General features: G+C 68.0%; 10 protein-coding genes. 5 read left to right on the top strand and 5 right to left on the bottom strand.

Annotation, left to right across the window (positions count from 1 at the left end; genetic code table 11):
• Nucleotides 1-153: 153 nt before the first annotated feature.
• The 3 genes from ACYVO6_RS33665 to ACYVO6_RS33655 all read left to right on the top strand — a co-directional run bounded on the left by ACYVO6_RS33665 (nt 154) and on the right by ACYVO6_RS33655 (nt 840).
• Nucleotides 154-360, top strand: coding sequence for a hypothetical protein (locus ACYVO6_RS33665; RefSeq protein ID WP_461067880.1), 207 nt, complete (start codon nt 154-156; stop codon nt 358-360).
• Nucleotides 327-461 (top strand): hypothetical protein, encoded by a 135-nt coding sequence (locus tag ACYVO6_RS33660; protein ID WP_461067878.1) that lies wholly within the window; start codon nt 327-329, stop codon nt 459-461. The genes ACYVO6_RS33665 and ACYVO6_RS33660 overlap by 34 nt, the downstream gene beginning before the upstream one ends.
• Before the next feature lie 172 nt (nt 462-633).
• Nucleotides 634-840 (top strand): hypothetical protein, encoded by a 207-nt coding sequence (locus ACYVO6_RS33655; RefSeq protein ID WP_461067876.1) that lies wholly within the window; start codon nt 634-636, stop codon nt 838-840.
• A 6-nt stretch (nt 841-846) separates the two neighbouring features.
• Here ACYVO6_RS33655 and ACYVO6_RS33650 read toward each other — a convergent pair whose 3' ends face one another.
• On the bottom strand, nt 847-2,511 hold the full coding sequence (locus ACYVO6_RS33650) for a peroxidase family protein (RefSeq protein ID WP_461067874.1): 1,665 nt from the start codon (nt 2,509-2,511) through the stop codon (nt 847-849).
• Nucleotides 2,512-2,949: 438 nt separating this feature from the next.
• Between ACYVO6_RS33650 and ACYVO6_RS33645 the strand changes: the two genes are divergently transcribed.
• Nucleotides 2,950-3,234 carry a hypothetical protein gene (locus ACYVO6_RS33645; protein WP_461067872.1) on the top strand — a complete coding sequence of 95 codons (285 nt, stop codon included), beginning with the start codon at nt 2,950-2,952 and terminating at the stop codon, nt 3,232-3,234.
• Here ACYVO6_RS33645 and ACYVO6_RS33640 read toward each other — a convergent pair.
• Nucleotides 3,225-3,554 carry a hypothetical protein gene (locus ACYVO6_RS33640; RefSeq protein WP_461067870.1) on the bottom strand — a complete coding sequence of 110 codons (330 nt, stop codon included), beginning with the start codon at nt 3,552-3,554 and terminating at the stop codon, nt 3,225-3,227. The genes ACYVO6_RS33645 and ACYVO6_RS33640 overlap by 10 nt on opposite strands.
• Nucleotides 3,551-4,615 carry a quinone oxidoreductase family protein gene (locus tag ACYVO6_RS33635; RefSeq protein ID WP_461067868.1) on the bottom strand — a complete coding sequence of 355 codons (1,065 nt, stop codon included), beginning with the start codon at nt 4,613-4,615 and terminating at the stop codon, nt 3,551-3,553. Before ACYVO6_RS33635 ends, ACYVO6_RS33640 begins: the two co-directional genes overlap by 4 nt.
• A gap of 881 nt (nt 4,616-5,496) precedes the next feature.
• Here ACYVO6_RS33635 and ACYVO6_RS33630 point away from each other — a divergent pair.
• Nucleotides 5,497-5,685 (top strand): hypothetical protein, encoded by a 189-nt coding sequence (locus tag ACYVO6_RS33630; RefSeq protein WP_461067866.1) that lies wholly within the window; start codon nt 5,497-5,499, stop codon nt 5,683-5,685.
• A gap of 52 nt (nt 5,686-5,737) precedes the next feature.
• Here the strand turns inward: ACYVO6_RS33630 and ACYVO6_RS33625 are convergent, their stop codons facing one another.
• Both ACYVO6_RS33625 and ACYVO6_RS33620 read right to left on the bottom strand, forming a co-directional pair.
• Nucleotides 5,738-6,868 carry a sensor histidine kinase gene (locus ACYVO6_RS33625; protein ID WP_461067864.1) on the bottom strand — a complete coding sequence of 377 codons (1,131 nt, stop codon included), beginning with the start codon at nt 6,866-6,868 and terminating at the stop codon, nt 5,738-5,740.
• A 22-nt stretch (nt 6,869-6,890) separates the two neighbouring features.
• The gene (locus tag ACYVO6_RS33620) at nt 6,891-7,985 is read right to left on the bottom strand and encodes a response regulator transcription factor (protein ID WP_461067862.1); all 1,095 of its coding nucleotides are present in this window, start codon (nt 7,983-7,985) and stop codon (nt 6,891-6,893) included.
• Nucleotides 7,986-8,001 lie beyond the last annotated feature (16 nt).

Genomic DNA, 8,001 nt, shown 5'->3' with positions numbered 1-8,001 from the left:
GTCACTCCGCCGGCCACCGATAATCAGCGAGAGACTTAAGCCCGCGATTTCAGGCGCATCACACTAGTGTCCTGCACCAGTAGTTGATCGTTAGTTGGTGTGACTTCTGCTGCTGGTGCGTCAGTTCCTCGTCGGGGCCCGAAGCTGGAACCGTTGCTGCTGTCCGGGGAGGAGCGGGCGGAGTTGGAGCGGTGGACGCGTCGGGCGACATCGGCCCAGGCCCTGGCCTTGCGGGCGCGGATTGTGCTGGCGTGTGCGGGGCCGGAGGTGCCGCCGATTGTCGTGGTCGCCCGGAATCTGCGGGTGGCCGCGGACACGGTCCGCAAGTGGCGGCGGCGGTTTCTCGTCGACTGGAGCTGAAACTGCAGGATCGTGACGACGACCTCGATGCCGCCCGCGCGGCCAACCGGGAACTCATGGCCCAGCTCAACCGCCATGACAAGATCCTCGGAAGGGAGTGAATCCGCAGGTCGCGAGCCGCTTCTCTGCCCCTTTGAGTAAAAGGACGCCGTGGCGGACTCTGGGAGAGGGGACGGGAGGCTGCGATGCAACACGCCACCCCCCACGCCTCGCGCCAGTCGGGCACCAGCGACACCGACCACGCGTCCTGCGCATGCATGCAGCAACGGAGGCATGGGCGATCTCGGCGAGCGCTTCGTCAGCCGCTTCGAGCGCGCGCTGGACGACGCCGTGCTGCCCACCGATCCTGCATTCCGTGCCGCCCTGCGCGCGTACATGCGCTGGGCGGTGGACGACGTGCTGTCCTACTCGGCCGAGGACGCCGTCGTCGCATCGGGTGCGGACATGCCGCGGTGGGGGTGGGACGGTCTTCAGACGTAAGTCGGTTCAAGCTTGCGTGGCGTCGTGGCGGAAGCTGACGTGCACCGATGTCGGTGACTTGGAGTTCCGGGCGACGATCTCCTGCAACGAGCCGGTGTCGGCGATGACCTTCATGCCGGTCTTCGTGAAGGTGGCGTCGGTGAAGACGTTGCGCGCCAGCAGCGGGTTGGTGAGGGCTTGCGTGAAGGCGTCGTTGGCGACCATGGCGGTCATCAGCTCGCCCATCATCATGTGGTCGGGATAGTCCTCGGCGAAGATGCCCACGTACCACTCGAGCTGGTCGATGTGCCCGTAGAGCGCCTTCAAGCGCTCCCGGATCTTTGCGTCGGCCGTCAGCTCCTCGAAGCTCTTCAGCGGTCGTAGCTTGTAGGCCTTGCGGTACTCGTTGAACGACTGCAGCCGGGCCTTGCGCATGAGGTCGACCGTGACCTCCTCGACGGAGGGCCAGCCCGGGGCCGAGGTGTCGACCAGGAAGGTCGGCGTGTTGCCCAGCGCGATCTTGCCGGCGCTCGCCCTGGAGAACCGCGCCATCAGCGCCTCCACGCCCTCGGAGAGCACGAGCGGGTTGTTGTCGCGGAAGCCCTTGGCATCGAGCTGCTCGGACCCCGTGCCGATCGTGTCCGGGACGAGCGGGTGCCAGCGGTACAGCAGGTTGAATTCGATCGTGATCCAGTTGGTCCGGTTCCAGCGTTCCTCGTCGGCAAGGAACGGGACCGCTTCGAGGGCGAACTCGAAGGGTGCGATGTGCACGATGTACTCCTCGACGACGAGCTTGAGCAGCATGACGATCATGATGTTGCGCGTCGTCTCGAAGATCCGGTCGTCATCCCAATCGGGGTTCTCCGCCGCGAGGACGGAGGCGACGCGGTTGTGCTCGCGCAGGAACACGATGTTCATGGCCGTGTTGCCAATGGTCGAGTTGCCGTGCTCGAGGCCGACGGCGAAGAACGTGTCCTTCTGCTCCTCCGGTGCGCTGCGGAGGATCACGTCGGTGATAAACGCCGGATCGTGGAGTCCCTCAAACTCCGTCTTGAACACCAGCGGGCCGCCGGCCTTGCGCGGCTCGAAGAGGAAGGCGGGGTACTCCTCGCCCGCGATGACCTGGCTCTTGAGGCGTCCGCCCTGATGCGCGCGCAGCAACTCCGTCTTGTCGCGGTTCAAGCCGTAGATCTGGCAGAGGTCGATCTCGTGGTTGGACTCGTTCTTGCGGTAGTCGGTGTGGCTCGCGCGCAGGAAGCTGTCGGTGAACCACTGCGCGAAGAACATGAACATCACGCTGGTGTCGGTCGACGCGACGAAGTGCTCGCGCCGGTAGAGCGCGACGACCTCGGTCTCTGGCGGAAGCGCTGCCTGCGCCTCAGGCGTGGCGGGCGGTAGGTGTCGCCCGGAGAACGTGCGATCGGTGAGGCTCTGCCAGCTGGTGTAGTCGCCGGCCAGCGACAGGGCCCGCGGCCGCAGGGTCGTCATATAGCCGAAATAGTTGATCACCGCCCGGCTGACGAACCGGCGGATCGGCGGGACGCCGCTGAGGCCGAGGGGGCCGACGACGTTCGGCAGGTACCGGCTCACCAGCGGAGGCAGGCGGGGCAGGCGGGGAACGAGCATGGTGAGGGGGCCGACGACGTTCGGCAGGTACCGGCTCACCAGCGGAGGCAGGCGGGGAACGAGCATGGTGTTGCGTCTCCTCGATGGGGCGTCGGTCGAGCGCGCTGGGAAAGCCTAAGCGCCGCACGCGCGACGTGGGGTGCGCCACACCGGCGCCGGTGAACAGACGCAGCCAGCCCTTGTCCGTCCGATGAGTGAACTTCGTCAGCTGAAGCGTGCACTACAGGTGTTGCAGTGGATATGGTCGCCGCGACTGCCTTTGAGCTGCTTGAACTCTTACCGCACGCTCGCGGCGCCCCGGAGAAACATCGGCGATTTCGACTGCTCGGGCTCCGATATCGAGCGGGACTGAGTAGAGCGCACCGGCTGCTGGAGCCGGGTCACCAGTACTGCTCACCTACGACCAGGTCCGCGACTACGAGTTGCCCGCGACCGAGGGCAAGCGCGGCGATCCCCCGGTGGAAGGCCTTCGCCCGCCGCTACGGCTTCGACATCGAACACCCGGTGCAATGGGAGGTCGAAGCCCTCGAACCGGCCGAGATGCAGCGCCTGGTCCTCTCCGCCGTCGACCCGTACATCGACCGCCAGGTGCTCGCTCAGCAGATCGCCCACGAGGAAGACCAGCACCGCCCGGCGCACAAGTTCGACACGCTCGTCCTCGGACAGGATGATCTCCACAGCAGCAGGGCCTCGATGCGCCATGAAAAGAAGGTACCGACTAAACCTCAGGATTTCTGGCGCATCACACTAGGGACTCGGCCCACGAATGACCGGGAGAGTCATGACTGATCCTGTTCGAGGATCTGGGCTTCGAGGTCAGCGATCCGTTTGTCGGCGAAGCGGAGGTTCGTCCGAGCGCCTTCAAGGCGCTCTTGGAGCTTGCGATGCTCTTGCGTGAGCTGGTGAACCCGCCGTTTGAGGGTGGTGTTCTCCGTGGTGAGAGCCTGGACGGATTCGCCGGGGACCATCTGGTCAAAGTCGCGGAGTTGGCCCATGAGCTCGCCGATGCGTTGGCGCTGGGAGAAGACTTCCTTCTGCGTGCGGGTGAGCTCGGCTTCCGCGTTCAGTGCGCGCTCGCGCCAGGACGCCTCGATTGGCCCGGGTGTCATGGCAGGAGGAGCACTTTGCCGATCTGTCGTTGGCTTTCCAGGTACAAGTGGGCCTCGGCCGCCTCTGCCAGGGGGTAGGCCCGGTCGATGATCGGGTTGATCTTTCCGGCCGCCAGCAGCTCCAGGCACAGCTGCTGGTCCCGCCAGGTCGCGCCGCGCACGCTGGCGATCCTCACCTGCCCGCCGATGAGCGCGAGTGCGTCCAGCTCAAGCCGGGATCCCTGGCTGGTCGGCGTGCCCAGGACGATGACCGCGCCGCCGAGCCGTGCGCAGGAAAGGGAGAGCTGGAAGAAGTCGTTGCCGCCGACACAGTCCCAGACGGCGTCGGCGCCCAGACTGCGCGTCAGCTCCCTGACCTGTGCTGGCAGTCGGGGATCGGTGGAGTGCAGGATGTGGTCGTAGCCGAGCTTCCTGAGCGCTTCGTCGCGGTCCGGCTTGGTGGTGGTGCCGATGACGGTGGCTCCGCTCAGCTTCGCCAGTTGTGCGCAGGCGATCGCCATCCCGCCGCTGGCGCCGGTGATGACCACCGTGTCGCCGGGACCGACAGGTGCTTGCCGCGCACAGTTGAGCGGGGTGGTGTAGGTCCACATGGTGGCTGCGGCTGTCTCGAAGTCGACGCCGTCGGGGATGGGCAGGATCGCGTCCTGGCGACGCACGACGTAGTCGGCGTATCCGCCGAAGACCTGGTGTCCGGGGTAGGCGGTGTCGACGCACAGGTTTTCGAGCCCGCGTACGCACAGGGCGCAGTTACGGCACGGCGGGTGCGGAAGCTGCACCGCCCTGTCGCCGGGGCGCCACCTGGTGACGTTCTCGCCGGTGGCGACGATTTCGCCAGCCGCGTCCCGGCCGAGCTGGAACGGCAGAGGCCACGGCGGCCGTCCCGGGAGAGGCTGCGGCAAGTTCCCCGCGCGGTACCGGAGATCCCAGCTGTTGACGGCCGTGGCGTGCACGCGCATCAAGATGTCGTCGGGGCCGACCTCGGGAATCGGCGCCTCTATGTACTTGAGCACCTCGGGCCCGCCATGTTCGAACAGGCGGACCGCCATCATGGTCTGTTCCACTCTCACGTTCCTTCAGATCGTTACGCGGTTCATCGGGGGCTCCATGGGGCCGCCTGCGCCTCGCACGCCCCGGTGAGCCGTGTGCGAGCGGACCTCGGCCGGGCGGCTTACCAGGGGTGGATCGGGAACTTAACGGTCCGACGATCAGCCACTTGGTCTCGGGGCAGGTGAGCGTCAGCTCGAAGATCCGCCCCGCCGTGTCCGGGTCGGACGATGGCGTCGGGTTCACGAGCAGGTCTACGACTGAGCACGAGTCCGGCGCACCCGACGCTCAAGACAGCCGGTGCTGCGGTGCCGGCCGGCAGTCGGCTGCGGAGCGGACCCGCGAGCAACGCCGCCGACCCCACACAGGCCGTGAACAGGGCGGCGGTTCCTTCATGCAGCGCGTACTCGCCGACCGCCGGCCCAACGGAGTCCATGTGCCTGGCCGATCTCAGACGAAGGAACGCGCCGAGCACGACGGAACCGGACAGCGCGGCGTGAACCGCCGTAGTCAGGTGCCGCACAGCAGGGTGATCAACGCTGTCCACCGGCGGGACGAGGAGTGCGTGCATGACCGCCAGACAACAGCCGCCTCATAAGGCACGTACCACTCAGCGCATGAAGCTTCCATGAAGCCGGGCTCTCCACGCCGGCGCCCACTCCTGCAGCGGCGCCCGAGCCCAGGCCGAAGGCCCACATGCCCCCTCGTGCGCTGCGCCTCCAAGTCGAGCACAACCCGGACAGTGGACCACCGCACCACGGCCTCGTGCAGGGGAGGAGGGATCTCTTATGGTGATGAGGGTCTACTCGCCCGAGTTCAAGGCGGACGCCGTCGCGCTGTACCTGTCGGACCCGCGGCCGACCTCGGCAGCCGTGCCATCGGGGCACTGCTGCCATGCGTGAACTACGGCCGCACCACCGCCACACAGCGCCGCATGCTGCGCGCCGAACGCGACCGTTTCGCAGCCAGGGTCGAGGAAATGACCCACACACTCCGCCGACTCGACCAGGTCATCACCGCCGCCGACCGCGGCGGTGCGGCTCACAGCCACTCGTTGAGGACTGCGACCAGCACGGTCGCCTCGTAGCGGACGGCGAGTTTGACTTCTCAGATCCTCCGGGGTCGATGGGCCAATGGAGTCAGCGGGAGACCGGAGGCATGCCGCCTCCTGGGGCGGGTTCCTGCGGTAGGCGCAAGGTGAACGTTGCTCCCTTGCCCAGCCCAGCGGATTCCGCGGTGATGTCTCCGCCGTGGGCTCGGGCGATGCCCCGGGCGATGGCCAGGCCGATGCCGCTGCCGCCGGCGGCAGCGGGTCGGCCGGGATGCTCGAGGCGTTCGAAGCGGTGGAAGATGCGCTCCAGGTCGTGTTCGGCGATGCCGATGCCGTCGTCCATGACGCGGACGATCACGTGATGCCCGGGAGACGGTTCGGTGTGCACAGACAGTGCCACATGCCCGTGCGTACCGGATGCGGCCAGTGCGTTGCCGAGCAGGTTCACCAGGACCTGGGTGATCCGGTCCGGGTCGCAGAAGGCGCCGACGGGAGTGCCCGCGTCCACGACGAGGGTCACCGTCTGGTCGTCGTACTGGGGGCGCAGTCGCTCGGCGGTGGTTCGTGCCACCATGGCCATGTCGGTGGGCTTGCGGTGGAGAGCGAAGGCGCCCTCCTCCGACCGGGACAGGCTGGAGAGGTCGCCCGCCAGGCGCTGCAGCCGGTGAAGGTCGTCGGCGAGGGAGGCGAACATCGCCTCATCGGGGATGAAGATGCCGTCGGCCACGCCCTCAATCTGGGCGCGTAGGAGGGTGATGGGGGTCCGCATCTCGTGGGCGACCTCGGAGATCAGCCGGGCGCGGCGGCGTTCGGTGTCGGCGAGGGCTGCCGCCAGCGTGTTGACGTCCTCGACCAGCGCTGCCAGGCCCGGCTCGCTGGGGAGTTCGAGGATGTCGTCGTAGTGTCCCTCGGCGAGCCGGCGCGTGGCGGCGCGCACCCGGTCGAGCGGACGCAGCAGAAACCGGGACAGGGCGACGGACGCCGGGAAGGCCGCGGCCACGCCGAACCAAAGGCCGACCTGCAGGACCACGTCGCCTTCGACGTCGTCAAGCCCGAGCCACACCTCGATCAGCGCGCTGATTGCCGCCATGGCCAGCAGTGCCAGGAGGAGCACCATGACGTGCGAGAGCACCAGCCGGTTGCGCAGCGACAGCCGCTCCTGGATTCGGCGCAGCCGCGCACGACACCTGTGGTGGGCCGGGGAGCGGGAGGGCGGCATGGGTGGGTGTCCTTCCTGGCCGCTAGGCGGGGCGCCCGATGAACCGGTAGCCGATGGTGCGGACGGTGCCTACGAACCGGGGTGCGCTCGCGTCGTCGCCGAGCGCGCGCCGCAGGGTACGGATGTGTACGTCCACGACGCGCTCGTCGCCGAAGAAGTCCTCGCCCCACACCTGGGTCAGCAGTCCGCGCCGGGTGAAGACCCGCCCGGGGACCCGGGCCATCGCAAGCAGCAGGTCGAAGTCGAGGGCGGACAGTTCCACCGTCCGGTCGGCGTCGACGAGGACGGTCCGCGTCCCGGGATCGACACGAAGGCCGTCAAAGCGCAGCACCCCGTCCTCGTGGGCCGCCTCAGGCCGGTTGTCGGCGCGCCGTAGGATCGCGCGCACGCGCAGTGCCAGTTCGCGGGGGCTGAACGGCTTGGTGACGTAGTCGTCGCTGCCGGTGGTGAAGCCGATCAGCCGGTCGACCTCCTCGTCCCGGGCGGTGAGCAGGATCACCGGGATCTGGCTCGCCTCCCGGATGCGGCGCAGGACCTGGAATCCGTCGAGCCCGGGGAGCATCACATCGAGCACCACGAGGTCCGGCCGGTCACGGGTGACGGCCTGCAGGGCGGACGGTCCGTCCGTGGCTTCGATGACGTGGATCCCGTCCGCCTCCAGGTAGCCGCGCACGGTCATGCGGATCTTGGGTTCGTCATCGACGACCAGAACGCGCTGCGTACTCATCGTGCTCGCTTTCCATCGCCGAGGTGGGGAGCGGGAGGGCCGTCGTGGCCGCGGGGTGACCGGTGGTATGGAGGCGGAGGGCCTCGAATGCGGCCAGCGTATGGGGGACGTCGTGGTCGGCGACGATCTCCCGGCCGGCCTCGCCCATCCGGCGCCGGGCCGCTTGGCCGCCGGGTCGTCGAGCAGCTCCATGAGGCGGGTGTCGACGGCGCGCACGTCACCGGGCGGGAAGAAGTAGCCGTCGCCGCCGAGGTGGACCAGGTGCGGCAGCGCCATCGAGTCGGCCGCGACGACGGGCTTGCCCGCAACCACGGCCTCCATGGTGACCAGGCCCTGCAGCTCCGCGCGGCAGGCGAGACGACCGGCCAGGTACGAAGCGCACCTGCGCAAACCGGCTTCCCCATCC

Source organism: Streptomyces pseudoechinosporeus (genome assembly GCF_054783935.1).
This window is presented reverse-complemented; position numbering and strand designations above follow the sequence as displayed.

Bases quoted from the DNA above. Each gene is read 5' to 3' on its own strand.
- ACYVO6_RS33625 (WP_461067864.1), bottom strand. From the start codon at position 6,868: ATGCCGCCCTCCCGCTCCCCGGCCCACCACAGGTGTCGTGCGCGGCTG.
- ACYVO6_RS33655 (WP_461067876.1), top strand. From the start codon at position 634: ATGGGCGATCTCGGCGAGCGCTTCGTCAGCCGCTTCGAGCGCGCGCTG.
- ACYVO6_RS33640 (WP_461067870.1), bottom strand. From the start codon at position 3,554: ATGACACCCGGGCCAATCGAGGCGTCCTGGCGCGAGCGCGCACTGAAC.
- ACYVO6_RS33650 (WP_461067874.1), bottom strand. From the start codon at position 2,511: ATGCTCGTTCCCCGCCTGCCTCCGCTGGTGAGCCGGTACCTGCCGAAC.